The sequence below is a fragment of the Streptococcus suis genome, assembly GCF_046032115.1.
Classification (GTDB): Bacteria; Bacillota; Bacilli; order Lactobacillales; family Streptococcaceae; genus Streptococcus; species Streptococcus suis_AJ.
Window position 1 is genome coordinate 1 of sequence record NZ_JARQOZ010000010.1, and the last position, 25,744, is coordinate 25,744.

Here is a 25,744-nt window from a genome sequence, read left to right on the forward strand (position 1 = left end):
AGTCTATCACTTTATCGAAAAATAAAAAGACCCTATCCAATAAAAATTGGAGTAGGATCCTTAACTTAATGACATTGGCCAATTGGCTTCTTACACTTCTGCGATAATGGGAATAGACATTTCAATCAAACGGTCTGTGTGAATCGTTTGAATGGCAGCCTTGTTAATAGTTCGTTCATCAATTTTTCGATGAAGGAAGAAATCACGAATTTGCTCGATTTCATTTTGTTGTACTGCACGGTATTTATTACTGATCAAGAGTTCATAATGACGGGGTGCCTGTGTGAAAATAACGTCTGTATTCCCTGCAGAATAAGTCTCTACTAGGAAAGCATCAGTATTAGCCAACTGGCTTTGGACAAGATTGGGATGACTATTTGTCGTGTTAATGATTTTCATGTGGAACCTCCTCTATCTCTTTGGCTACATTATAGCACGATTAGAGTGTTTTTACTAGTTATTGAATGAATTTTCTTGCAATTTCCATTGTTCAATGCCCCATTTGTGACTACCACGTTTGAGTTTATCGATGGCTTCATTGACTGGGAACCAGGCAATATGGTTGAAATCTTCTAGTGGTTGTCCTATTTGATGGTAGCTAGTTACTTCATAGATGTAGGCTGGATTATAGAAATGGGTATCGCGGTGGCTAGAGTAGAAGTATTCGTCAGCCTGACCAAAGTATTTTCCGATTTCAGCGGTGAATCCAAGCTCTTCCATCAATTCGCGCTCCAAGGCAATGAGGTGATTTTCTCCCTTTTCAATTTCTCCACCAGGAAGAAACCAAGCTCCGTTTGGTGCTTGAACGAGTATGATTTGTTCTTTCTTTTCATCTGGGATAACTGCGTAAACACCAAAGCGACTCTGGTAGCTGACGCCAGCCTTCTTTTCTCCAAATACAGCGATTTTCTCCATAGGCAATTCTATCCTCTTTCATAATTGGAATGAGTTGTATACATTATACCACTTTTTTATTATTTTTCCTTGTGATAGGCTTTACAAAGTAAAGTTTTTTTATAGGATGGAGATGGGGAAAATTTAGAAAAATAGAGTATCAAAACAGTAAAATAGGCTACTCGTAGGGAGCAGCTCTATTTTCTTATTTTGTCTTTGTTTGTGCTTTGATTTGAATTGTACCTTTACTTGACATGACAGCACGTAGGTCTTTTTCTGCTGGATGTTCTAAGTAGAAGTCTGTGATTGCATCTTCAATCTGATCTTGAATGGTTCTGCGGAGTGGACGAGCTCCCATCTTAGGATCGTAGCCAAGGTCCACTAATTTCTCCTTAACTTTATCTGTTACATGGAGGCTGATGCCATTGTGAGAAAGGCGTTTGTTTACATCGTCTAGCATGAGGCTGACGATTTCAAGTAGGTTTTCCTTGCTCAGTGGTTGGAACTCAATAATGCCGTCAAATCGGTTCATAAATTCAGGTGTGAAGAAATTGCTAAGTTGGCCAAGGACTGATTGAGTCCGACCTTCCATAGCCGCACCAAAACCGACACTTGCTTCAACTTTTCCAGTACCAGCATTTGATGTCATGATGATGATGGTATCTTTGAAGCTGACTGTCCGCCCTTGTCCATCTGTCAGACGCCCATCGTCTAAGACCTGAAGGAACATGTGCATGACATCTGGGTGGGCTTTTTCAACTTCGTCAAGGAGGATGAGTGAGTAAGGATTACGACGGACTTTTTCAGTCAATTGTCCAGCCTCCTCATAGCCTACATAGCCTGGAGGAGCTCCGACGAGTTTAGCTACAGCGTGTTTTTCCATGTATTCGGACATGTCGAAGCGGATCATGCTGTCAGCCGAACCGAAGAGTTCGATAGCTAATTGTTTAGACAATTCGGTTTTACCGACACCTGTTGGTCCGACAAAGAGGAAGGAGCCAATGGGACGATTTGGAGCACCGAGACCGACACGATTACGGCGGATGGCTTTAGCAATCTTGTCAACGGCTTCATCTTGTCCGATAACATGGGCTTTTAAGTCACTAGCGAGGTTCACAAGCTGGGACTGTTCCTTTTCTTTTAAATCACCAACAGGGATATTTGTTTTTTGCTCAACGATGGCCTCAATTTCTTTTTCAGTAATGAGTGGAATATCTTCTTCGCTGATAGTTGCCTTTTGCATCTCCTTGTACTTAGCAATTTGGTCACGGAAATAGGCTGCTTTTTCATAGTCCTCATCCCGTGTAGCTTGTGCCTTACGATTTTCGGCATCAATCAGGCGTTGGTCAATTTCCTTTGGATCAATAAAGTTGAGGGTCAAATTCATTTTTGAACCAGCTTCATCCAGAAGGTCAATAGCCTTGTCTGGTAGGAAACGGTCTTGAATGTAGCGGTTGGACAGTACTGCGGCAGCTTCGATAGCAGCATCAGAGTATTTAACATGATGGTAATCCTGGTATTTATTTTGGATACCTTTGAGGATGGTAATGGTTTCTTCGACACTTGGTTCTTCAACTTTTACAGGTTGCATACGGCGTTCTAGGGCGGCATCTTTTTCGATAATACGGTACTCGTTGAGCGTTGTTGCACCGACTAGTTGCATTTCACCACGTGCGAGGGCTGGTTTGAGGATATTGCCTGCATCCATGTTACCATCGCCTGCAGATCCAGCACCGACAATTTCGTGAATCTCGTCAATAAAAAGAATGATTTCGCGACGATTACGGATTTCTTCCATGAGTTTTTGCATGCGTTCTTCAAATTGTCCACGGATACCTGTTCCTTGTACGAGGCTGACAACATCTAGACGAATGACTTCCTTGTCTCGTAATTTTTGTGGGACATCGCCATCGACAATTTTTTGAGCCAAGCCTTCAACAACCGCTGTTTTACCTACACCAGGCTCACCGATAAGAACAGGGTTGTTTTTTGTACGACGGTTGAGAATTTCGATGACACGGGTAATTTCTTGATCGCGACCGATTACTGGATCAATATCCCCACGACGGGCAATTTCGGTAACGTTGATACCAAATTCTTCAAGGAGTCCATTTGGTTGTTGGGGTTGTTGCGGAGGAGGGGTTTGTCCACCACGTCCATTATGCCCACCGGCTTGAGTGGGAGGAGTCTGTTCGCGATTTTTTCCGGCAGGGGTATTGCCAGGATAGCCACCTAGGTGATTGAAGAATTCACTAAAGGGATCCATATTGTTAGGATTTGTTAAATCTCCCAACCCACGTAGGATGGCATTATTAGGGTCTGTTTTCATGATTTGGTAGCAGTTGTGACAGAGGTCTACCTGCTGCTGTTTACCGTTTAAGTTGGTGTAGAGATGGATCGTTGCGTCGTTGATATTACAATTTTTGCAGAGCATAATTCTACCTCTTTCTGTGAAAAAATGTGACCTATTGTTAAATAGTCAAAAAAGGTCAGTTCTAGCTTTATTATAACAAGATTCATAGAAAAATCAAGAAACTGCTACGCTTGGAAAAACTTTCTATGAAAAATAGGGCGATAGGAAGAAAATAGGGAAAAAATAAGACTTTTTTGGCAATATGTGGTAAAATATTCCTATAAAAAGGATTAGGAGAACGAATATGGAATCACATTTGGTGAGAATTATCAATCGTCTGGAAGCTATGGCTAATGACGGCGGTACGTTGAAACGTAATTTCGAACGTGATGGTATTGTTGTTGCAGAAGTGGCTTATAGCTATGACGAGGAAAATGGTTCAGTATTTACCTTGCGTGATGTCGCTGCTCGTGAAACGTACACGTTTGATAGCATCGACTTGATTGCAATGGAAATCTATGAGCTATTGTACTAAGAAGAAGTGAGAGGCACCTAAGGGTGCTTTTTTCTTATGTGAAATGAATATTATAAACAAAAGTATTGCATAAATATTCAAAAATGGTATAATAGACTCTAAATGACAGAATTGGAGTAAGATGAATGAATTTTTCTTTTTTGCCTGAGTATTGGGCTTATTTTAATTATGGGGCAATTGTTACCCTCATTATTGCATTTTTCTCAGTATTTTTTGGTAGTATTTTAGGTGTGTTGCTTGCTTTTGCTCAGCGTAGTAAGTATAAAGTTTTAGCTTGGACTGCCAATATCTATGTCTGGATTTTTCGTGGGACACCGATGATTGTTCAGATTATGATTGCTTTTGCGATGACACATTTTGTAGCACCAACTTTTCAGCTAGGAATTTTGACGGTAGATTTGACACGCTTGATTCCAGGTATCATTGTTATTTCGATGAACTCGGGTGCCTATGTATCTGAAACTGTTCGTGCAGGTATTAATGCTGTACCAAAAGGACAGTTGGAAGCTGCTTATTCGCTTGGTATTAGACCAAAGCAGGCCATGCGTTACGTTATCATGCCACAGGCTATCAAGAATATCCTTCCAGCCTTGGGAAATGAATTTGTGACTATTGTTAAGGATAGTTCACTTTTATCAACCATCGGTGTAATGGAATTATGGAACGGTGCTCAGACAGTTCAATCCACTTCTTATATTCCTTTAACACCACTTGTATTTGCAGCGAGCTATTATCTAATTATGACAACGGTGCTAACAGTGATTATTCAGTCGTTTGAGAAAAAGTTGAACAAGGGAGGGCAGTTCCATGTCTAATGCAATTATTTCTATCAAGGATTTACATAAGTACTTCGGAAAGAATGAGGTTCTAAAAGGAATTGATTTAGATATTCAACAAGGTCAGGTAGTCGTTATTATCGGTCCATCAGGGTCAGGGAAATCGACTTTCTTACGTACAATGAACCTCTTAGAAGTACCGACCAAGGGGACTGTTACATTTGAAGGTGTTGATATTACTGATAAGTCAAATGATATTTTCAAGATGCGTGAAAAGATGGGAATGGTTTTTCAACAGTTCAATCTTTTTCCGAATATGACGGTATTAGATAATATTACTTTATCACCTATTAAAACAAAGGGAATTGCAAAGGATGAGGCTGAGAAGAAGGCTAAGGAATTACTTGAAAAGGTAGGATTGCCAGATAAGGCGAATGCCTATCCACAAAGCCTTTCAGGTGGTCAGCAACAGCGGATCGCTATTGCACGTGGTCTGGCCATGGACCCAGATGTCCTACTTTTTGATGAACCGACCTCTGCGCTAGACCCTGAAATGGTTGGTGAAGTTCTTGCTGTTATGCAGGATTTGGCTAAGTCAGGGATGACCATGGTTATCGTGACTCATGAGATGGGATTTGCGCGTGAGGTAGCTGACAGGGTTATCTTTATGGATGGTGGTGTCATCGTGGAGGATGGAACGCCTGAAGAAGTCTTTGAACATACCAAGGAAGAACGGACTAAGGATTTCTTGTCTAAGGTCTTGTAATATAGTCATTTAGTTTTTCTTTTATTACTTCGTTAACTCGCTTTGCCGTACTCCAGTACTGTCTGCAGCTCGTTGCCTAGTACTAAAAGTAAACTAAAAGACTATAAATGAACAAATAAGTACGACTCCGATATTGTTCGGAGTTTTTTGCTATATGCTATATTCTACTTTGTACAAGTATAGTCAGTCGGAGAATTTTAGGGTATAATAGAAAAAACAAAAGGAGTGTAGGTATGACGGTCATTGATGGGAAAGCACTAGGTGTAAAAATGCAGGCTGCCTTGGCGGAGAAAACTGCTCGATTAAAAGAAGAAAAGGGTTTGGTACCAGGTCTTGTAGTTATTTTAGTTGGCGAAAATCCTGCTAGTCAGGTTTATGTACGGAATAAGGAGCGGTCAGCTCTAGCTGCTGGATTCAAGAGTGAGGTTGTTCGCGTTCCAGATACGATTTCTGAGTCAGACTTGTTGGATTTGATTGCAGGCTACAATCAAGATGATGCATGGCATGGTATTTTGGTGCAATTGCCCTTACCTGCCCACATCAGCGAGGAGAAGGTCTTGTTGGCTATTGACCCAGATAAGGATGTGGATGGTTTTCATCCGACTAACATGGGAAAATTCTGGTCAGGTCATCCTGTCATGATTCCATCTACTCCAGCAGGAATTATGGAAATGTTCAAGGAATATCAGATTGAGCTGGAAGGGAAGTCTGCTTTAGTTATTGGTCGTTCTAATATTGTTGGTAAACCGATGGCACAGCTGCTATTGGATGCCAATGCTACTGTAACGATTGCGCATTCTCGTACCAAAAACTTGCCAGATCTTGCTCGTCAGGCCGATATTCTTGTTGTTGCCATTGGTCGTGGTCATTTTGTGACCAAGGAATTTGTTAAGCCAGGTGCCGTGGTGATTGATGTTGGTATGAATCGTGATGAAAATGGCAAGCTAATCGGTGATGTCAAATACGATGAAGTATCAGAAGTAGCAAGTTATATTACCCCAGTTCCAGGTGGTGTTGGTCCGATGACTATTACCATGTTGATGGAACAAACCTATGAAGCTTGTGTCAGAAGTGCAAAATAATTATCTGAAATATCAGCTATGTGGTGTAGCTGGTATTTTTTATTTTGGGAGTGGGAAGACGAAATCAGAGAAGTGGTGCTGGTCTTGAGCCAAGCTTCGTTTTGAGGTTTATTCTTAGGAATGAGCATGGGCAGATTAGATAAAAAACAAACGAAACATAATACTATGTGAGATTGGTTTTCTATAATTAGAGTAGGAACTGTGTGTGTTGAGTATTAAATGATAGAAAACAAGGAGAAAAAATGAATAGACAGACTGTTTCGTTGAGAAAGAGTAAGGTTGGATTAGCTTCTGTTATGATTGCGCTTATGTGGTTTGGAACAGGTGTTGGAGCAGTTGCAAAAGCTGATGAAACAGCTATTCTGAGTACAGAAATCGAAGCCAAGGTAACGGAAACGCCACTTGCTATTGAAGAAGAGCTGATAGAAGATTCGGATAGAAAAACAGAAAAGGAAGAAGCTACTGAGGTAGAAGTGAAACCGACGGATGCTAGTCTTCCTGACAGCGAGAAAAAGGCTAAAGAAAGCATCTTGAAAATCGATCCTGTTCATGCTGGTGATAAGCAAATTTCAGGTCAGACTATTCCTGGAGGATATGTATTTATTTCTGTGGACGGTGAAGCGATTACTTCCATTGATAATAGTCTAGAAGCGGATTAAGAAGGTAAGTTTAAACGTTCTTTAGAGAAGCCATTGGGCTATAACCAAGTGGTTGAGATTAGTTCATTTCCGAAAGAATCTGAAGAAGAGTCTGAGGGCGAAGGTGAAGGTGAAGAACGGGTTGAGATTGTCAATTTTCCCCTTGCCCACGAGAAAGATTACCAAGGGGCTGTTGAGAAGTATGGTGTTTCCTACCAACAGGTCTATTCTTGGGTTAGAAAGTTCGAGAAGGAGGGGTCTCACGGTCTCCTCGACCGTCGTGGAAAAGGTTTGGAATACTATTTTAAAACTAAACAACTATATTAGAACTTTTTCGTAAATCGTCAATTTTCATATAAATCTCCTTAGAATCTGCATAATGATTCTTAGAACCCGTATTCACAAGTAAAGTGTTTTTACGCATTGGACTGTGAATCCAGGTTCTTATATTCTCACAAACTATTATATAGCAAATTGTTGAAAAAACACAGGAAAGCTATCGGAAATAATAGGCCTAGTTCTGTATAAAAGTGCAAAATTTGGTATAATAGTAGGGATACAATATAGAAGGAGTGGACATGGTTGAATATTTATCGGTTAGTCATCTAACCAAGTATTTAAAATTAAAATTTGACCGCGATCCGTATTTGGAGAGGGTCTATTTGACTGGGCAAGTGTCCAATTTCCGTAAGCGTCCTAGCCATCAATATTTTTCGCTCAAGGATGATAAGGCGGTCATTCAAGCGACCATGTGGGCAGGCGTCTATAAAAATCTGGGCTTTGAGCTTGAAGAGGGAATGAAAATCAATGCGGTTGGTCGTGTGCAGCTATACGAACCAAGTGGATCCTATTCCATTGTCATTGAAAAAGCAGAGCCAGATGGTATTGGAGCCTTGGCTATCAAGTTTGAACAGCTCAAACAAGCTCTGACCCAGGAAGGTTTATTTAAAGAAGAATTCAAACAGACCCTCCCTCGGTTTACCAAGAAAATCGGTGTCATTACCAGTCCGAGTGGAGCTGTTATTCAGGATATTATTACAACCGTTAGCCGACGTTTTCCAGGCGTAGAGATTGTTCTCTATCCGACCAAGGTGCAAGGAGATGGTGCTGCTCAAGAGGTTGTTGCCAATATCCAAAGAGCCAATGAACGGGATGACTTGGATGTTCTGATTGTTGGTCGAGGTGGTGGTTCCATCGAAGACCTGTGGGCCTTCAATGAGGAAATTGTGGTTCGGGCAATTTTTGAATCCAGAATTCCTATCATTTCCAGCGTAGGTCATGAAACCGATACGACCTTGGCTGACTTTGTGGCAGATAGACGAGCGGCTACCCCAACAGCTGCCGCAGAATTAGCAACACCTGTGACCAAGGCAGACTTACTAGGCTACCTCAATCAGCAGGAAAATAGAGCCTATCAGGCCATGACCAATCGTTTGAAATTCCTGAGAGGTCAGCTTGAAAAAATTAGCCAGTCAGTCATGTTCCGCCAGCCTGAACGCTTATACGATGGCTATTTACAAAAATTAGACCGCTTGACCAATCAGTTGCAGACACGGATAAAAGAAATTTATGGTCAGCAGAAACAGGCTAGTCTTCTACTACAGCAACGATTACAAGGTGTGCATCCAGGTCGTAAAGTAGAGAGTTTCCTAGAGAGAATTATCCAGCAGGAACGACTCTTGAAGAGCAATATGGCCAATATCTATGACAATAAGATGGCCAAGGCGGACAAGCTGATTGAGGCCTTGACCATGCTGGATACTAGTCGCATTGTGGCCCGTGGCTATGCCATGATTCGTCATGATGGTCGGGTGATTGATAGTGTAGAAAATGTACAAATGGGTGAAAACCTAACCATCCAGATGAAGGATGGTCAACTAGATGTGGAGGTAAAACATGTCCAAACAGACGAAAACATTTGAAGAAAACTTAGCTGAATTAGAAGGAATCGTAACTAAATTGGAGCGAGGCGATGTGGCTCTGGAAGAAGCACTTGCTGAGTTTCAAAAAGGAATGGTCCTATCGAAAGACCTACAAAAGACACTTGCAGAAGCTGAAAAGACCTTGGTCAAGGTCATGCAGGCGGATGGCAGTGAAGCGGAGATGGACTAATGGTTGCCAGTAAATTGCAGCGACTTGAGGAAACCATGGCAGACTTTTACCAACCTCAGGTAGCTGAACGCCTCAACCAATCGGTTCTTTATTCGCTACAGGCTGGCGGGAAGCGAATCCGTCCCTTGCTTTTATTGACTATCTTAGAGTCCTTTGGAATGGAATTAAAACAAGCTCATTACCAAGTGGCAGCCTGTGTTGAGTTGATCCATACGGGAAGTTTGATTCACGATGACCTGCCTGCTATGGATAATGATGATTACCGCCGTGGTCGCTTGACCAACCACAAGGTTTACGATGAAGCAACAGCTATTTTAGCAGGGGACAGTCTCTTTCTAGATCCATTTGGTTTCCTAGCCCAAGTTGATTTACCAGCTGAGACCATCCTTGCTCTCGTGAGAGAGCTTTCCCAGGCTTCTGGGACCTTTGGAATGGTTGCAGGGCAGGTCCTAGACATGGCAGGAGAAGGGCAATCACTTTCCTTAGAGCAATTACAAATCATTCATGCCAATAAGACAGGGAAATTATTGACCTTTCCCTTTGTAGCAGCAGGTTTGATCGCAGGACAATCGGACTCGGTAATCAGCCATTTGCGACAAACAGGTCAGTTAGTCGGTCTGGCCTTTCAAGTTCGGGATGATATTTTGGATGTGACAGCCACTTTTGAGGAAATCGGAAAAACTCCCCAAAAAGATGTAGTGGCTGAGAAGTCTACCTACCCTGCCCTAATGGGCTTGGAAGCCTCAAAAGTATTTCTAGAAGATAGCTTGAATCAAGCAATCAACGAGCTAGATCAAGTGGCTAAACAAGTCCCATTTTCAACAGAAAAAATCAAAGAAATCATAGAAAGTTTACAAATCAATGGCTAAGGAAAGAGTAGATGTATTAGCTTATAAACAGGGGCTTTTCGAGACGCGGGAGCAGGCCAAACGCGGCGTCATGGCTGGACTGGTTGTGTCGGTCATCAATGGCGAACGTTATGACAAACCCGGCGAGAAAATTGATGAGGGAATTGAACTCAAACTCAAGGGGGAAAAACTCAAGTATGTCAGCCGTGGCGGTCTCAAATTGGAGAAGGCCTTGCAGGTTTTCCAATTATCAGTTGAGGGTCAAACGACGATTGATATTGGGGCTTCGACAGGCGGTTTCACGGATGTTATGTTGCAGGCTGGTGCCAAGCAGGTCTATGCTGTGGATGTAGGGACCAATCAATTGGCTTGGAAATTACGTCAGGATGAGCGTGTGATCAGCATGGAACAGTACAATTTTCGCTATGCTGAGCTGGGAGATTTCGAACTTGGTCAACCAAGTTTTGCATCCATTGACGTCAGCTTTATCTCCTTGAGTCTGATTTTGCCAGCACTCCACCGTATTTTAGCGGAGGGTGGCCAGGTTGTTGCCCTTGTCAAACCTCAATTCGAGGCTGGACGTGAACAGATTGGGAAAAATGGCATTGTCAAAGATAAATCCGTTCACTTGAAAGTATTGGAAGATGTGACAAAAATGGCCGTGGAAACAGGCTTCTCAGTCAAAGCCCTTAGCTTTTCTCCTGTTCAAGGCGGTCATGGCAATATCGAATTTTTAGCGCACTTAGAAAAATCAACACAACCAAACCAGATTGATAAAGAGGTCATAACAACTACAGTCTATCAAGCACATGAGGAATTTAAAAAGGATGAATAAACGAGAACGATTAGAAGTCATTAAAGATTTGGTAGTTCGATTTCCTATTGATACACAGGAAGAAATTGTTGAACGTCTAGAAGCAATGGGTGTCAATGCGACACAAGCAACGGTTTCACGTGATATCAAGGAACTTGGCATTATTAAGGTTCCATCAGCGGATAAAGGATATATTTATGGTTTACCAAAGGCAGGTCTTGTTAAGGTAAAATCGCAGAATGTTTTTGAAGTCTCAGTGATGGATAAAATGATTAATCTCCGTCTGGTACCTGGAAGCTCTGCTGTGGTCAAACGCCGGATTTTGGAACAATTTCAAGAACATGTTTTTTCAGTGATTGCTGATGATGACAGTATTCTGCTCATTGTTACAAACGAAGGCATTATTTCGCAAATCGAACAGACGGTTAGAGGGTGGTAGCCATGTTACTAGAAGTGTCCATTAAAAACTTCGCCATTATTGAGCAGGTATCACTGAATTTTGAAAACGGGATGACCATCCTATCTGGTGAAACAGGTGCAGGTAAATCCATTATCATCGACGCCATGAACCTGATGCTAGGGGCGCGTGCGACGACAGATGTTATCAGACATGGGGCCGCCAAGGCTGAGATTGAAGGGCTTTTTTCCTTTGAAAATAGCAGAGCTCTCGAGCAGATTTTGCTTGAACAGGGGATTGAAGTAGCTGACGAGCTCATTATCCGTCGTGAAATCCTGCAAAATGGCCGTTCGGTCAGCCGTGTCAATGGACAAATGGTCAATTTATCTGTCTTGAAACAGATTGGGCAATATTTAGTAGATATTCATGGTCAACATGACCAGGAAGAATTGATGAAATCCCAGCACCATATCCGTCTTTTGGACAGTTTCGGAGAAGATGAATTTTGGAGTCTTAAAGACCGTTATCAGACAACCTTTGATGCCTATCGTAGTCTTCGCAAACGAGTTCTTGAAAAGCAAAAAAATGAGCAAGAACACAAGGCGCGGATTGAGATGTTGGAATATCAAATTGCTGAAATCGAAGCAGCAGATTTGAAGTCTGGCGAAGATATTCAACTCAATCAGGAACGCGATAAACTGCTCAACCACAAACAAATTGCAGATACACTGACCAATGCCTATGCACTGTTAGATAATGAAGATTTTTCAAGCTTGAACAACCTACGCTCAGCTATGAGTGACTTGCAAAGTTTGGAAGAATTTGATCCAGACTACAAACAGCTCTCTTCTAGCCTGACAGAAGCTTATTATGTCGTTGAAGATGTGACCAAGCGTCTCAGTGATGTGGTGGACAATCTAGATTTTGATGGCAATCGTCTCTTGCAATTGGAAAGTCGCCTGGATTTGCTCAATACCATTACGAAGAAATATGGTGGAACTGTCGATGATGTTTTGGATTATTTTGTTAAAATCAGCGAAGAATACAATCTATTGACTGGCAATGATTTATCAGGTGATGATTTGGAAGTTCAACTTAAGAACTTAGAGAAAGAATTGGTTGAACGAGCAGGTCAGCTCAGCCAATCACGTCATGAATTGGCTGTTGTTTTAGAAGATATCATCCGCCAAGAATTGCAAGACTTGTATATGGAGAAAGCTCGTTTCCAAGTTCGATTTACCAAGGGCAAGTTTAATCGAGAAGGAAATGAAACGGTAGAATTTTACATCTCGACCAACCCAGGTGAAGACTTCAAGCCTCTGGTCAAGGTTGCCTCTGGTGGAGAATTATCTCGATTGATGTTGGCCATTAAGTCAGCCTTTGCCCGTAAAGAAGGTAAAACTTCTATTGTCTTTGATGAGGTGGATACAGGTGTTTCTGGACGTGTGGCTCAGGCAATTGCCCAGAAAATCTATAAAATCGGTCAATATGGTCAGGTCTTGGCTATCTCACATTTGCCACAGGTCATTGCCATCGCGGATTATCAGTTCTTTATTGAGAAAATATCCGACGAACATTCGACCGTTTCTCGTGTCCGTCTCTTGACCAAAGAAGAGCGTATTGAGGAAATTGCCAAGATGTTAGCCGGTGATAAGATTACAGATGCGGCTCGTAGTCAAGCAAAAGAATTAGTAGAAAAAGGTTAGGCGACTAGCCTTTTTGCTTATGTCCAAAGTTTATTTTTTAGTCAAAATTTGTTATAATAGATGGCAAAATTGAAGAGAATTGTAGGATGAAATATGTCAAAGATTAAGATTGTTACGGATTCAAGTACGACTATCGAACCCAGTTTGGTCGAAGAATTGAATATAACAGTTGTTCCATTATCTGTAATGGTTGACGGAGTTGTTTACTCTGACAGTGATTTAAAAGAAGGAGAATTCTTGGAGCTCATGCGTGGGTCAAAAAACTTGCCAAAAACAAGTCAGCCCCCAGTAGGTCTCTTTGCGGAAACTTTTGCTGACTTAGCTAAAGACGGCAGTCAGATTATCACCATTCTCTTGTCGCATGCCTTGTCAGGGACAGTAGAAGCTGCTAGACAAGGAGCAACCCTTTCTGGTGCCGATGTAACTGTTGTGGACTCAAGTTTTACAGATCAGGCTGAAAAATTCCAAGTTGTAGAAGCAGCACGCATGGCACAAGCTGGTGCCAGCAAAGAAGAAATCCTTGCAGCTATTGAAGCAGTCAAAGAAAAAACGGAATTATACATCGGTGTATCAACCCTAGAAAATCTAGTCAAGGGAGGTCGTATTGGACGTGTTCAAGGGATGTTGAGTAGCCTACTCAATATCCGTGTCATCATGGAAATGAAAGACCATCAGCTGACTCCGATTGTCAAAGGACGAGGCAATAAGACCTTTAAAAAATGGCTGGAAGAGTTCACGGCAACTCTAGCAGATAAAAAAGTAGCCGAGATTGGTATTTCCTATTCAGGAACGGCAGATTTTGCAAATGAAATGAAGAGTCAATTACAAGAGTACGTCTCAAAAGAAATTTCTGTCTTAGAGACAGGTTCCATTATTCAAACTCATACCGGTGAGGATGCCTGGGCTATTTTGATTCGTTATGAATAACAGGAAGTTGATTCAAGGCTTTGTTTTCTTTTTTCTGGCAATTCTAGGGTCGATTTTTCTATTTCATCAACTCCTTCCTGTTGCCTCATCTCGCATCTCCAGACAAGAGCTTACCGTATCAGAAAAAATCAGTTTTCGATATGTGGCACTTGGTGATTCTTTGACAGAAGGTGTTGGAGATACAACTGGACAGGGGGGCTTTGTTCCCTTGTTGGCTCAATCTCTAACTAACGATTATGGTTATGAAGTAGATTATAAAAATTTCGGAGTTTCTGGGAATACCAGTAATCAGATTCTTAAGCGAATGAAGGAAGATGGAGAGCTGATAAGCTACTTAAAAACAGCAGATTTGTTAACTCTGACAGTTGGTGGCAACGATTTGCGCAAGGCTATTATTAAAAACATTGCCAATCTCAAAGTTTCAACTTTTGATAAGCCCGCAAAAGATTACGGAAAACGATTGGATACAATTATTAAGACAGCGCGTAAGAATAATCCAAATCTTCCCATCTATGTTGTCGGGATTTACAATCCACTCTACCTCAATTTTCCTGAATTGACAGAAATGCAGACAATTGTTGATAATTGGAATACTATGACAGAACAGATAACTGAAAAATCTCAACATGTCTATTTTGTTCCGATCAATGATTTGCTCTATAAAGGATTGGAAGGGGAGGCAGGTATTAGTCAAAATGGTAGCCAAGTTACCAATAATTTACTGTATGAGGAAGACAGTTTCCATCCCAATAATACTGGATATGAGATTATGAAAAAAGCGATATTGGAGAGAATGAATGAGACCACGGAAAGCTGGGAACCTTAATATTTGGAAATGGCTATTTTTAGCCCAGTTGGCTTTGTTGATTGGTTGCGGAATAGTCCTCTATACACGGATTCAAACAGATAGAGAGGATTTAACAAAGCTCGTTCAGACTAGTACAGAAGATACCAAGGTTGGGATCTTCTCCACTAATAGGGAACAGCTCAACCAAACCCTCACTAACTATCTAAAAGATTATCAGACGGAAGAGTTTTCCTATCAATTATTCGTAACGAGTCAGCAAGTTGTTTTTGAAGGCAGCTATCAGATTTTTGGTGTGACTATCCCACTCTATATTTATTTTCAACCTAGCAAAATGGAAGATGGCAGTATTTTGTTACGGATAATAGAAATATCAGCTGGCAGTTTATCCTTGCCGAAAGCAGAGGTATTAGCCTATTTACAAAAAAATTATAAACTACCTGCCTTTGTAAAAATAGACTCAGAACAAGCGCAAGTACAGGTTCAACTGACAGAACTGAAGAACAAATTTGGTCTGTATGGAAAGGCGAATACGATTGATTTGTACAACGACCAATTCATTGTTGATATCTACAGAAAAAGACAGTAAAATAGCGTTAAAAACTTGACCAAACGCCTAAAATTCGGTACTATATAGAAGTGAGTAATAACTCAGAAAATTATTGGAGGACTTAGCAAATGGCTAATAAACAAGATTTGATTGCAAAAGTTGCAGAAGCAACTTCATTGACTAAAAAAGACTCAGCAGCAGCTGTTGATGCAGTATTCGGAGCAGTAGCAGACTACCTTGCAGCTGGTGAAAAAGTACAATTGATTGGTTTTGGTAACTTTGAAGTTCGTGAGCGTTCAGCACGTAAAGGTCGCAACCCACAAACTGGTAAAGAAATCGAAATCGCAGCTTCAAAAGTTCCAGCATTCAAAGCTGGTAAAGCTCTTAAAGACGCTGTAAAATAATAAAAAGGTCCAGTGGACCTTTTTATCTTTTGCTTGAAAACGGGAGAGCAAAACTGGGGATAGACTGTTTTATCCCTCGCCTAGAAATAAAAGAGCGAGGAATAACGTGAAAAAGCCTATTGTATCAACGTTTCTACGTTGTGCAGTAGGCTTTTTTCTGTATTTTGGGGCTCCCAGAGTCAGGGAAGTGACTCTGGGAGGTTGGAAATGAAGCAAAAACATTTTGCGTCAAAGAGTCAGGGGAGTGACTCTGGGAGGTTGGAAATGAAGCAAAAACATTTTGCGTCAAAGAGGGAGAAGCTTTATACTCAATGAAAATCAAAAGTAGCCTAGGAAACGAAGCCGAAGATAGAACTCTGTTACTTTCTTATTTCAAGGTAACAGGCTGAAAACCTCCACTGGAGCTTTTCACTCATCAAGGCTCTTGACAACGGATAATTTTGATTTTCGAAGAGTATTAGTAGTTTTCTACAGTACATATTCTCGTTTTAAGACAACAAAAAAACCAGCCTTGGCCAGCTGATTTTTTAGGAGATTTATGAAAAATTTTAGGATACACCTATAGTATACTCGAATTTTCAGATTCTTCATCGGTCTGTAGACCTATTTTGTTAAAAAATAAACATGTGTTATAATAGAAAAAATAAAAAAGGGAAGATTTTTTATGACAATCCGTAAAGCTAGACAATCTGATATTCCAGTTTTAAATGAATTGCTTCAAGATATTTTACAGGTGCATCACCAGGCACGACCAGATATTTTTAAAAGTGCAGGTCAAAAATTTTCTGAGGCTGAATTAGTAGCACTTTTGGAAAATCCAGATAAGCCTATTTTTGTCTTTGAGCTAGAGGGACAAGTGGTTGGGCATCTTTTTTGTGAATTATCTACCGCAACAGGCGATGTTTTAGAACCAGTTAAAACCTTGTTTATTGATGATTTGTGTGTAGCCAATTCGGCGCGTGGTCAAAAAATTGGCGAGCAACTTTATGAATTTGCTCTTTCCTATGCTAAGGAGCAGGGTTGCCACAATCTTACCTTGGATGTATGGGCTGACAATGCAGGAGCTGTCCGTTTTTATGAACGCCAAGGAATGAAACCGCAGAAGTTCCGTATGGAGCAAATAATAAATTAAAAAAGAGGGAGTCCCTCTTTTTAATGTTCTCTCATTTTTGCTAATAAGTTTTGAGCAGTTTCTAGGTTGCTGTGCTTTTCTTTCCGCAGGAGTTGGGCTAGTTGGTCTACTTCATGCTCCTCGGCACCAGCAAGTAGCGCTAGGGATTTTGCCTGGAGCTTCATATGACCAGCCTGAATCCCTGAAGTAACAAGAGCGCGCAGGGCAGCAAAGTTCTGACAGAGACCGACAGAAGCGATGATAGAAGCTAATTGGCGTGCCTTTGGTTGTTGGAGAAGGTCAAAAGCGACTGCTACCTTTGGATTGAGCCCGATAGAGCCACCGACGGAGGCGATCGGAAGAGGTAGGGTGATGGAGCCGACCAAGTACTCGCCATCAATGGACCAAGTAGAAAGCCCCTTGTATTGCCCATCACAGCTGGCATAAGCATGGGCCCCGGCTTCGACTGCCCGCCAGTCATTTCCTGTAGCGATAACGACAGCATCTATACCATTAAAAATTCCTTTGTTATGTGTCGCAGCACGATAAGGGTCCACTTGCGCCAGTTTGCTTGCCAGGGCTATTTTTTGAGCAGTTTCTTGAGCAATGGCAGAGCTGGTAGCCAGACTAGAGATGGCAATATGGCATTGGGCGGTGACCAGTGACTCCGTTGCATAGTTGGAGAGTATTCCCATCAAAGCCTGTCCCTTGCTGAGCTCTTCTAAGTCATCCTTAACAGCTTCTAACATGTTATTGAGGATATTGGCTCCCATGGCTTCTTGTACATCAACTTGAAGATAGACAATCAAAAACTCATCCTTACTCTCAACAGTCAATTCTCTTGCACCGCCCCCTCGTTTAACAATAGAAGGGTGTGCTTGATTGGCAGTTTCTAAAATACTCTCCTTCTGGTCAAGAATCGCCTGTGTCGCTCTGCTATGGTCCGAAATATCGTAGAGAGCAACTTGTCCAATCATGATACGGTTGTGAATAGTCGTTGTAAAACCGCCAGATTTAGCGATGATTTTGGCTCCGAAAGACGCAGCTGCAACCACAGAAGGTTCTTCAGTAACCATCGGTACAGAATAAGTTTGTCCATCCACTAGAAGTTCTGGAAGTACAGAAAAAGGTAAGGAAAACGTTCCTAGATGATTTTCTGCCATCTTTCCCGCAATTGCTTCTGGCAGGTTTTTGTCTTTGTATAGAACGTCTAAGCTATCTTCCGATAGGGAACGATTCTGACGGAGAATATCAATGCGCTCTTGGCGTGATTTTTTATAAAATCCGGAAAAAGTTGACATAGTTTCCTCTTTCTATAGGAAAGCGCCCCTTGGTGAGAGCCAAAGGGCGCCGTTTTGGCTTCTATTTACGATAGATACGTTTGTGATTGTCCACTTTGATAAGGGCAAAGGGACTTTGGTCTTCTGGTAGGTCAAGGGATGAACCAGTTTCATCAAGGGTAATTTCTTCAAAGAAGACTTGTTCGTATTCCTTAACGCTGAGTTTTGTACGTTGATTGAGTTGTTCTAAACGATTTTCTTGTAAGTGGTCGCGATAACCTTCAACGAGTTGACCGCTGAAAATTTCACAGACAGCGCCGCTACCATAGCTATAAAAGAGGATTTGATCCCCTGTCTCTAACGCTCTGCTATTTTCCAAAAGGGAAAGAAGAGAGAGGAAGATAGAGCCAGTGTAGATGTTGCCGACGACTTTATTATAGACGATAGCTTCCTGGAAACGTTCTGTCAAGCGACTAAGAGTTTCTTCATCCTGAGCAATGGCTTGCAGTCCTTTAAGACCTTGTTTGGAGAAAGGAATGTGTAAGCACATGGCAGCAAAATCGTTGAGGGTTTTGCCTGTTTTTTGTTGATAGTAGTCGAAAGTTGTCGTCAAGCAATCGGTGTACTGTTCAGTTGAAAATTTACCATCAACACGTGGATATTTGTCGTAGTTAGGACGCCAGAAGTCGTAGATGTCACGTGTCTGGCAGACATTATCATTGTTGAGGACCAAAATTCGTGGGTTTGCGGTTACCAACATGGCAACTGCACCAGCACCTTGGGTAGGTTCACCGCCAGAAGCGACTCCATACTTTGCAATATCACTAGCAATGACTAGGACTTTTGATTCTGGGAATTGAGCGATATGGCTTTTGGCAAGACTTAGTCCAGCCGTTGCACCGTAACAAGCCTCCTTCATCTCGATGGAGCGAGCGAAGGGCTGAATACCGAGTAATCCATGAATGGTGACGGCAGCAGCCTTACTTTGATCTACGCTAGATTCTGTACCGACAATAACCATGTCAATGGTTTGTTTATCTTCTTCTGTCAGAATGGCTTCGGCAGCCTTTGCCCCAAGACTGATAATATCTTGAGTGATAGGAGCTACAGCCATTTCAGACTGAAGAAGACCAATCTTAAATTTATTTGGGTCCACATTGCGGGCTTGGGCTAAATCAGCCAAATCTAAAACATAATCGGGTGCCGCAAATCCGATTTTATCAATACCGATGTTCATAATATATCCTTTGTGTACAAATGATAGGTTAACTTGTTTGCGCATTGGAAACGATTAGGGAGATGCCCTGACCGCCTCCGATACAAAGTGAGCAAAGACCAAGCTCTTTTTCTTGCTTGATTAATTCGTGAATCAGAGTGACTAGGATTCGACTACCACTAGCTCCGATTGGATGTCCAAGGGCGATAGCACCACCATTGATATTGACTTTTGCAGGATTAATGCCGAGTTGTTTGACAACTGGAATTGATTGGGCTGCGAAGGCTTCGTTGAGTTCAAATAAGTCAATATCTTCGACGGATTTGCCGATTTTTTCAAGGGCTTTTTGACTAGCTGTTATAGGACCTAACCCCATATAGGCAGGATCTAAACCGCTTGTTGCATAGGCCTCAATATAGGCGAGTGGCTGGATATTTAGCTCACTGGCTTTTTCATCAGACATGAGTACCAAGACAGCACAGCCGTCGTTGATGCCAGAAGCATTGGCTGCGGTGACGGTTCCATCTTTTTTGAAAGCTGGACGGAGTGTTGCCAATTTTTCAATTGGCGTCAGACGAGGATACTCATCTGTGGCAAACATAGTTTCGCCTTTCCGATTTTTTAGTCTAATAGGAACAATTTCGTCAACAAATCTTCCCTCAGCAATAGCTTTTGCAGCCTTCTCTTGGCTACTGTATGCAAAAGCATCTTGCTCTGCGCGACTGACTTGATAGCGTTCAGCAACATTTTCTGCAGTAATGCCCATGTGATAGTCGTTGAAGGCGTCTGTCAAACCATCTGTTAACATGGAATCTTCCAGACTAATATGCCCTAATTTACTACCAAACCGGCTAGTTTTGGATAGATAAGGTGCCTGGCTCATGATTTCAATGCCTCCAGCCACAACTACATCATTGTCACCGAGAAGGATTGATTGTGTGGCAAGAAGGACTGATTTGAGACCAGAACCACAGACTTTATTGACACAGTAAGCGGAGGTGGTTTCTGGAAGTCCAGCTTTTAGGGCGATTTGACGGGCAATATTTTGTCCTTGTCCTGCTGAGAGAACATTTCCGAAGATAACTTCATCAACGCTGTCTGCAGGGATGTTTTTATTAGCTAAGGCTATTTCGAGGACTTGCGCCCCTAAATCAGCGATTTCAATATCTTTCAGACTACCTCCGAAACTGCCGATGGCAGAACGATAGGCAGACACGATAGCTACTTTTTTCATGATAACTCCTATAGTGGTATCGTTTTGAACTGTCGTGTTCAGCCTTACTATTATACCATTATTTTGTCTTTTTTCTAAGAAGAAAGATAGGTCTAGAGACTGAATTTACATGAAAGAGTAATGAAAGCGTACACAGATTGTGGAAAGGCTGGCATTTTTTTACCTTTTCGTGTAAAATAGAGAAGTATAAGAGGGGAACCTCAAAAGAAAAGGAGAATCCATAAATGGTAAAATTGGTTTTTGCTCGCCACGGTGAGTCTGAATGGAACAAAGCTAACCTTTTCACTGGTTGGGCTGATGTTGATTTGTCTGAAAAAGGTACACAACAAGCAATCGATGCAGGTAAATTGATCAAAGAAGCAGGTATCGAATTTGACCTTGCTTTCACATCTGTATTGAAACGCGCTATCAAGACTACAAACTTGGCTCTTGAAGCTGCAAATCAATTGTGGGTACCAGTTGAAAAATCATGGCGTTTGAACGAACGTCACTACGGTGGTTTGACTGGCTTGAACAAAGCTGAAGCAGCTGCTGAATTTGGTGATGAGCAAGTTCACATCTGGCGTCGTTCTTATGATACTTTGCCACCAGAAATGGCTAAAGATCATGAGTATTCAGCACACACTGACCGTCGCTATGCACACCTTGATGATTCAGTTATTCCAGATGCAGAAAACTTGAAAGTAACGCTTGAGCGTGCCCTTCCATTCTGGGAAGATAAAATTGCTCCAGCATTGAAAGACGGTAAAAACGTATTCGTAGGTGCACACGGTAACTCAATCCGTGCCCTTGTAAAACACATCAAACAATTGTCTGATGACGAAATCATGGATGTGGAAATTCCAAACTTCCCACCACTTGTATTCGAATTGGATGAAAACTTGAATATTGTGAAAGAGTACTACTTGGAAGCATAATTCATTTAAGGCCTGGGTTCGCTCAGGCTTTTTTAGTTTTGAATATCGGATTTTTCATAGAGAGTATGGTATACTGGTGGTATTAAAAGGTAGGAGGAGTTTATTATGGCAAGTAAAAAAATGCTACATGCATGTTTGCGTGTTGAGAACTTAGAAGCATCTCAAAAATTTTATGAAGAAGCATTTGGATTTAAGGAAACCCGTCGCAAGGACTATCCAGAGCACAAGTTTACCTTGGTTTACTTAGCACTTGAAGGGGATGACTTTGAGATTGAATTGACCTACAATTATGATCATGGTCCCTATATCGTAGGGGATGGCTTCTCGCATCTAGCGCTTTCTTCGGATGACTTAGAAGGGGACAATGCGAAACATAAAGAATTGGGCTATCCAACGACAGACATCAAGGGCTTGCCAGGAAGTCCAGGTCGTTATTATTTTGTGACAGATCCAGATGGCTACCGTGTGGAAGTCATTCGTGCAGATTAATTTAGAAAAGATTGCCTAGGCAGTCTTTTTCTTTTCAGAAAAAAATCAGAAAATGGCAGAAGGGAGGGCATTAGGAAGTAAATCAATTATTTATACTCAATGAAAATCAAAAGTAGCCTAGGAAACGAAGCCGAAGATAGAACTGGAGTTCATCAAGGCAAGTTGACAACGGATAATTTTGATTTTCGAAGAGCATTACCTAATCTTTTTATGAGTTTTTATAGAACTGTCTTGACAAGAGCTTTTAAATGATTTAGCATAGTTTATATATGTTTTGAATGGGAGGCTGGATATGAAAAAAGTTAGTTTTTGGTTGGGAATCAACATCGCCTTGCTCGGCATGATGGTAAGTTTGGCTTTATGGTTATTTGCAGGACTTCAAGAAAGACAGGTTAGTCAGTTTATCGAGGAAAAACAACAAACCATCCTCGCTAAAGGCAAGGGCAAAATTCAAGAGGGAAATATTGATACGACCCATGTTGTGGCTGCCCTACCTACAGATGATGCAGGTCAAGTCTTAGGACCTGTAGAAAGTCGAATGATTTCTTATGTTCAAAGACGCTTTGGTCATAAAAAACCGGCAGGAAAAATTCAAAAACTGGTCTTTGTTTCGTCAATAGAGGGAAAAACTAATTTTAAAAATGTAACAGCTCGTGAAATTCAAGCGGAGCACTATAAAGTAGACAACTTGCAAATTAAAAAGCAGGATAAACTTCCGTCTGAGCGTGTGTTGTTGACGCAGGACAATGAATTGTTTACCCTAGAAGATTTATTACCTAATTTATCCTCTGCAGCAAGTATTATTGTTGATCATCTAAGAGAAGCCTTACTTGCTCAAGGAATGGAAGAGACTGATGTAGAAGCGATTGTCAAAAAGTTTGAAACAATAGACTTAAATGCTATCTCCTTTAGTTATGGAGACAGCCAATTAAACTTACAATTACCAGATGGTTACGGCATCAACCAGTTGGTTCTACCAATTTCAGATTTGTACCCAGTAGTGAAGAGTGATTACCTAGTAGATGCTGATAAGGTTGGTTATGATGAGTATATGGCTGCACAAGTTGTGGATAAGAAACATTTGAGACAGGTAGCTCTAACCTTTGATGATGGACCAAATCCGAACACAACACCGGTAGTTTTAGATTTACTGAAAAAATATAATGCCAAAGCAACTTTCTTTGTAGTTGGTAAGGCTGTAGCTGGGAATGAAGCTATTCTCCGTAGAATGGTAGCAGAAGGGCACGTCATCGCCAACCATACGTGGAATCATCCTAATCTGGTCACTATTTCTGGGGAGCAAGTACAGAGAGAAATTCAAGATACACAGGTAGCTATTGCTGAAGCTACAGGTATTGTACCAACAATGGTTCGCCCTCCGTATGGTTCGGTTAATCAGGCTGTTGTCAATCAGATGGGACTTCCATCGATTTATTGGTCGGTCGATTCTAAAGATTGGAAGAGTCGCAATCCCCAAGCCATTTTGAAAGAAATAAAAGAACAGACTTGTCCAGGAAGTATTATCCTAATGCATGATATTCATCAGTCAACAGTTGATAGCCTCGAGTCTGTATTGCAATACTTAACAGGTGAGGGCTACAATATGGTTACTGTAACAGACTTACTCGCCAGTCCTCTCAATCCTCAATTAATCTATTATTCACAGGAATTATCTGGTCCAGCCCAGTAAGAATGATAAAAGGCTTAGAATCATGTTAGTAGAAACACTGGTTCTAAGCCTTTTGTATATTGTCCATTATATTTTGTAGAGCTCTTGATTCTTGAGAATGACTTCTTGGACGGAGGCATACTTTTTCAATTGTTTTAATTCGCTAGGACTGGATACCAAGGTAATGACTAGCCCGTCCTTGCCCATGCGTCCTGTTCGTCCGGCACGGTGGGTATAGGCCTCTTGATCGAATGGAACTTCAAAGTTAAGAACGCATTCCAATTGATCAATATCAATCCCACGCGCGACCATATCGGTTGCAAGCAAGAGATTGAGCTCGTGGTTTTTGAAACGTTCAATGATGACCTTGCGGAATTTGACATTGACATCAGAGGCCAATGAAACTGCATTCACTCCATTATAGAGTAGTTTATCTTCGCTTGCACCAAGGTCTGATAGGCTGTTAAAAAATGCAAGGGCACGAAAATCAGAGATATTGGCAAACTTACGTAGAGTTTCCAAACGTTCACGCTTATCTACCATCATATAGCAATGCTGGATATTATCCAATTTCTGCTCAGATAAATCAATGGTATCAATGTCTTGAGCAATCTTTTGGCGGTCAAACTTAGCCGTTGCACTCATATAAATCAATTGATGATCCCGAGGTACATAGTGGATAATTTTTTCCACAAACTGGTATTGAGAATCGGAGAATAGCTGATCAAATTCATCTAGGATGATGGTGTTGATATTCATCATCTTGATTTTTTTCAATTTAATCAACTCGAAAATACGACCAGGTGTTCCAATCAGGATTTCTGGTCCTTTTTTTAGTCGCTCAATCTGGCGTTTTTGACTGGAACCAGATAAGAATAGTTGAGCAGTCAACCCAATTGTCTCCGACCAAGTCTTACAAACATCAAATATTTGGCCAGCCAGCTCTGTATTTGGTGCGAGGATGAGCAATTGTTGGGCTTTTTTAGGAGTTAGGGCTAATAGGCTAGGCCAGAGGTAGGCAAGGGTTTTTCCTGTACCTGTTGGGCTGATAGCTAGAAGGGACTTGCCGTTTGCAATAGGCTCAAAGGCCTGGACTTGGATAGGAGTAAAGTCCTCAAAGCCAAGTAGGGTGAGCTGGTCCGTCCAGCTGGAGGGAAATTTAGATTTCATTGTTATCCGCCTTAAAGATTATTCCTGCGTCTTGACGCATGGTGTAAAGTGTTTGATGGACGCTTTCTGCCACAGCCAGCCACTGGTCCACAAGCTCGCGGTTTTGTTGATTGATTGCCTGTGCAATTTTTAGCGCTTCTTCGAGCATAGGGTGCTGGGCCGCTTGGATTGGTAAAACAATTTGCTCTCCGTCATGTTTTGTGAAAATAGCAGAGCTGATATGCTGGCATGCGTTGAGTGTTAGTGTTCCATCATTTGTATAGATTTCGCTCGCTAGATTGCTCGTAATATTTTTTCCTGCCTGAATGTGGACGATATAGTTGTCATAAATGAGTTGTCCCGAACCATTTAAGTCAATACTAGAAGGTAGCTGTTGTGCTACATAGCGGGCCGTTCTGGGAGTTCCCAAAATGCCGATAGCGGCGTAGAGCGTATAGACACCTAAATCCATGAGAGCACCACCGGAAAAATCAGTTGAAAAGATATTTGGTATTTGCCCAGCTAATAATTCAGGCATCTTAGAAGAATATTTGGCATACCCAAATGAACCACCTAAAATCGTTTTATCCGTCAAAAATTTACGGATAATAGTTTGAGCTTGCTCGTGATAGTTTCGAGCAGCCTCAAAGAGGAAAACATTATTTTCTTGGGCAACGCGACGCAATTGTTCTAATTCCTGAGGTGTAGAAACCATAGGCTTCTCAACAATAGCATGTTTACCAGCAGAAAGGACTGCCTTGGCTTGCTCAAAATGCAAGGCATTTGGACTGGCAATATAGACCAAGTCAATCGGTGCGGAAAGAAATTTTATCCATTCTGTGTATAAATCGACTCCTTCATACTGCTCTGAAAAGGCAGCAGCAGTTTCTAGTTTACGGGAGAAAACAGCCTGTAGCTGATAATGTCCACTTAAATGGGCCGCCTCTATAAAACGATGAGAGATGTCTGAGGTGCCAACAATACCAAAATTAAGCATAAATTCTCATTTCTTTTGTGTTATCCTTTTCATTATACCATGTTTCATGGTAAAATAGTATTGAAAATAGAAGGA

At 41.5% G+C, this 25,744-nt stretch carries 27 protein-coding genes and 1 pseudogene; 20 read left to right on the top strand and 8 right to left on the bottom strand.

The window, feature by feature from the left end:
- Positions 1 to 90: 90 nt before the first annotated feature.
- The 3 genes from P7J36_RS04600 to P7J36_RS04610 form a co-directional block, all read right to left on the bottom strand.
- Positions 91 to 399, bottom strand: a complete 309-nt coding sequence (locus P7J36_RS04600) for a DUF1827 family protein (RefSeq protein ID WP_002938710.1) — start codon at positions 397 to 399, stop codon at positions 91 to 93.
- Between the two features lie 54 nt (positions 400 to 453).
- The gene (locus tag P7J36_RS04605; protein ID WP_002938708.1) at positions 454 to 915 is read right to left on the bottom strand and encodes an NUDIX hydrolase; all 462 of its coding nucleotides are present in this window, start codon (positions 913 to 915) and stop codon (positions 454 to 456) included.
- A gap of 184 nt (positions 916 to 1,099) precedes the next feature.
- On the bottom strand, positions 1,100 to 3,328 hold the full coding sequence (locus tag P7J36_RS04610; RefSeq protein ID WP_015646546.1) for an ATP-dependent Clp protease ATP-binding subunit: 2,229 nt from the start codon (positions 3,326 to 3,328) through the stop codon (positions 1,100 to 1,102).
- 223 nt (positions 3,329 to 3,551) lie between these two features.
- Between P7J36_RS04610 and P7J36_RS04615 the strand changes: the two genes are divergently transcribed.
- The 17 genes and pseudogenes from P7J36_RS04615 (at position 3,552) to P7J36_RS04695 (ending at position 16,739) form a co-directional block, all read left to right on the top strand.
- Positions 3,552 to 3,782: a DUF1797 family protein gene (locus tag P7J36_RS04615; RefSeq protein WP_029943265.1), complete on the top strand. Its 231-nt coding sequence runs from the start codon at positions 3,552 to 3,554 to the stop codon at positions 3,780 to 3,782.
- 125 nt (positions 3,783 to 3,907) lie between these two features.
- A complete protein-coding gene (locus P7J36_RS04620; RefSeq protein WP_002938702.1) occupies positions 3,908 to 4,597 on the top strand; it encodes an amino acid ABC transporter permease in 690 nt (229 codons plus the stop codon).
- Complete coding sequence (locus P7J36_RS04625) at positions 4,590 to 5,324, top strand: amino acid ABC transporter ATP-binding protein (RefSeq protein ID WP_002943067.1); 735 nt, start codon at positions 4,590 to 4,592, stop codon at positions 5,322 to 5,324. Before P7J36_RS04620 ends, P7J36_RS04625 begins: the two co-directional genes overlap by 8 nt.
- 233 nt (positions 5,325 to 5,557) lie before the next feature.
- Complete coding sequence (locus P7J36_RS04630) at positions 5,558 to 6,406, top strand: bifunctional methylenetetrahydrofolate dehydrogenase/methenyltetrahydrofolate cyclohydrolase (RefSeq protein WP_408551383.1); 849 nt, start codon at positions 5,558 to 5,560, stop codon at positions 6,404 to 6,406.
- Positions 6,407 to 6,648: 242 nt separating this feature from the next.
- A complete protein-coding gene (locus P7J36_RS04635; protein WP_408551384.1) occupies positions 6,649 to 7,065 on the top strand; it encodes a YSIRK-type signal peptide-containing protein in 417 nt (138 codons plus the stop codon).
- Positions 7,066 to 7,176: 111 nt separating this feature from the next.
- Positions 7,177 to 7,338, top strand: a pseudogene (locus P7J36_RS04640) (helix-turn-helix domain-containing protein); the annotation flags it as partial.
- A 284-nt stretch (positions 7,339 to 7,622) separates the two neighbouring features.
- Positions 7,623 to 8,966 (top strand): exodeoxyribonuclease VII large subunit, encoded by a 1,344-nt coding sequence (gene xseA / locus P7J36_RS04645; RefSeq protein ID WP_408551385.1) that lies wholly within the window; start codon positions 7,623 to 7,625, stop codon positions 8,964 to 8,966.
- Positions 8,941 to 9,156 (top strand): exodeoxyribonuclease VII small subunit, encoded by a 216-nt coding sequence (locus P7J36_RS04650; RefSeq protein ID WP_002936269.1) that lies wholly within the window; start codon positions 8,941 to 8,943, stop codon positions 9,154 to 9,156. The genes xseA and P7J36_RS04650 overlap by 26 nt, the downstream gene beginning before the upstream one ends.
- Positions 9,156 to 10,025, top strand: coding sequence for a polyprenyl synthetase family protein (locus P7J36_RS04655; protein WP_408551386.1), 870 nt, complete (start codon positions 9,156 to 9,158; stop codon positions 10,023 to 10,025). The genes P7J36_RS04650 and P7J36_RS04655 overlap by 1 nt, the downstream gene beginning before the upstream one ends.
- Complete coding sequence (locus P7J36_RS04660) at positions 10,018 to 10,839, top strand: TlyA family RNA methyltransferase (RefSeq protein WP_044683494.1); 822 nt, start codon at positions 10,018 to 10,020, stop codon at positions 10,837 to 10,839. Before P7J36_RS04655 ends, P7J36_RS04660 begins: the two co-directional genes overlap by 8 nt.
- Positions 10,832 to 11,257 carry an arginine repressor gene (locus tag P7J36_RS04665; protein ID WP_002942941.1) on the top strand — a complete coding sequence of 142 codons (426 nt, stop codon included), beginning with the start codon at positions 10,832 to 10,834 and terminating at the stop codon, positions 11,255 to 11,257. Before P7J36_RS04660 ends, P7J36_RS04665 begins: the two co-directional genes overlap by 8 nt.
- Before the next feature lie 2 nt (positions 11,258 to 11,259).
- Complete coding sequence (gene recN / locus P7J36_RS04670; RefSeq protein ID WP_408551387.1) at positions 11,260 to 12,921, top strand: DNA repair protein RecN; 1,662 nt, start codon at positions 11,260 to 11,262, stop codon at positions 12,919 to 12,921.
- A gap of 93 nt (positions 12,922 to 13,014) precedes the next feature.
- On the top strand, positions 13,015 to 13,848 hold the full coding sequence (locus P7J36_RS04675) for a DegV family protein (protein ID WP_408551388.1): 834 nt from the start codon (positions 13,015 to 13,017) through the stop codon (positions 13,846 to 13,848).
- Positions 13,841 to 14,674: an SGNH/GDSL hydrolase family protein gene (locus P7J36_RS04680; protein ID WP_408551389.1), complete on the top strand. Its 834-nt coding sequence runs from the start codon at positions 13,841 to 13,843 to the stop codon at positions 14,672 to 14,674. The genes P7J36_RS04675 and P7J36_RS04680 overlap by 8 nt, the downstream gene beginning before the upstream one ends.
- On the top strand, positions 14,646 to 15,242 hold the full coding sequence (locus P7J36_RS04685; protein WP_408551390.1) for a YpmS family protein: 597 nt from the start codon (positions 14,646 to 14,648) through the stop codon (positions 15,240 to 15,242). The genes P7J36_RS04680 and P7J36_RS04685 overlap by 29 nt, the downstream gene beginning before the upstream one ends.
- 89 nt (positions 15,243 to 15,331) lie before the next feature.
- Positions 15,332 to 15,607 carry an HU family DNA-binding protein gene (locus P7J36_RS04690; RefSeq protein WP_024385016.1) on the top strand — a complete coding sequence of 92 codons (276 nt, stop codon included), beginning with the start codon at positions 15,332 to 15,334 and terminating at the stop codon, positions 15,605 to 15,607.
- A 664-nt stretch (positions 15,608 to 16,271) separates the two neighbouring features.
- On the top strand, positions 16,272 to 16,739 hold the full coding sequence (locus P7J36_RS04695; protein ID WP_205029265.1) for a GNAT family N-acetyltransferase: 468 nt from the start codon (positions 16,272 to 16,274) through the stop codon (positions 16,737 to 16,739).
- Between the two features lie 20 nt (positions 16,740 to 16,759).
- Here the strand turns inward: P7J36_RS04695 and P7J36_RS04700 are convergent, their stop codons facing one another.
- From P7J36_RS04700 to P7J36_RS04710, 3 genes are all read right to left on the bottom strand, one after another.
- Positions 16,760 to 18,019, bottom strand: coding sequence for a hydroxymethylglutaryl-CoA reductase, degradative (locus P7J36_RS04700; RefSeq protein WP_408551391.1), 1,260 nt, complete (start codon positions 18,017 to 18,019; stop codon positions 16,760 to 16,762).
- Positions 18,020 to 18,080: 61 nt separating this feature from the next.
- A complete protein-coding gene (locus P7J36_RS04705; RefSeq protein WP_408551392.1) occupies positions 18,081 to 19,235 on the bottom strand; it encodes a hydroxymethylglutaryl-CoA synthase in 1,155 nt (384 codons plus the stop codon).
- Between the two features lie 28 nt (positions 19,236 to 19,263).
- Positions 19,264 to 20,448 (bottom strand): acetyl-CoA C-acetyltransferase, encoded by a 1,185-nt coding sequence (locus P7J36_RS04710; RefSeq protein WP_408551393.1) that lies wholly within the window; start codon positions 20,446 to 20,448, stop codon positions 19,264 to 19,266.
- Between the two features lie 224 nt (positions 20,449 to 20,672).
- Here P7J36_RS04710 and P7J36_RS04715 point away from each other — a divergent pair, with 224 nt between their 5' ends.
- From P7J36_RS04715 to P7J36_RS04725, 3 genes are all read left to right on the top strand, one after another.
- The gene (locus P7J36_RS04715; RefSeq protein ID WP_408551394.1) at positions 20,673 to 21,365 is read left to right on the top strand and encodes a phosphoglycerate mutase; all 693 of its coding nucleotides are present in this window, start codon (positions 20,673 to 20,675) and stop codon (positions 21,363 to 21,365) included.
- 105 nt (positions 21,366 to 21,470) lie between these two features.
- On the top strand, positions 21,471 to 21,854 hold the full coding sequence (gene gloA / locus P7J36_RS04720) for a lactoylglutathione lyase (RefSeq protein WP_012027559.1): 384 nt from the start codon (positions 21,471 to 21,473) through the stop codon (positions 21,852 to 21,854).
- A 292-nt stretch (positions 21,855 to 22,146) separates the two neighbouring features.
- Complete coding sequence (locus P7J36_RS04725; RefSeq protein ID WP_408551395.1) at positions 22,147 to 23,544, top strand: polysaccharide deacetylase family protein; 1,398 nt, start codon at positions 22,147 to 22,149, stop codon at positions 23,542 to 23,544.
- A gap of 66 nt (positions 23,545 to 23,610) precedes the next feature.
- On the opposite strand, the gene P7J36_RS04730 is transcribed toward P7J36_RS04725, so the two are convergent.
- Entirely contained in the window at positions 23,611 to 24,693 is a 1,083-nt protein-coding gene (locus tag P7J36_RS04730) for a DEAD/DEAH box helicase (protein WP_408551396.1), read from the bottom strand.
- The gene (locus P7J36_RS04735; protein ID WP_408551397.1) at positions 24,683 to 25,669 is read right to left on the bottom strand and encodes a Gfo/Idh/MocA family protein; all 987 of its coding nucleotides are present in this window, start codon (positions 25,667 to 25,669) and stop codon (positions 24,683 to 24,685) included. Before P7J36_RS04735 ends, P7J36_RS04730 begins: the two co-directional genes overlap by 11 nt.
- Positions 25,670 to 25,744 lie beyond the last annotated feature (75 nt).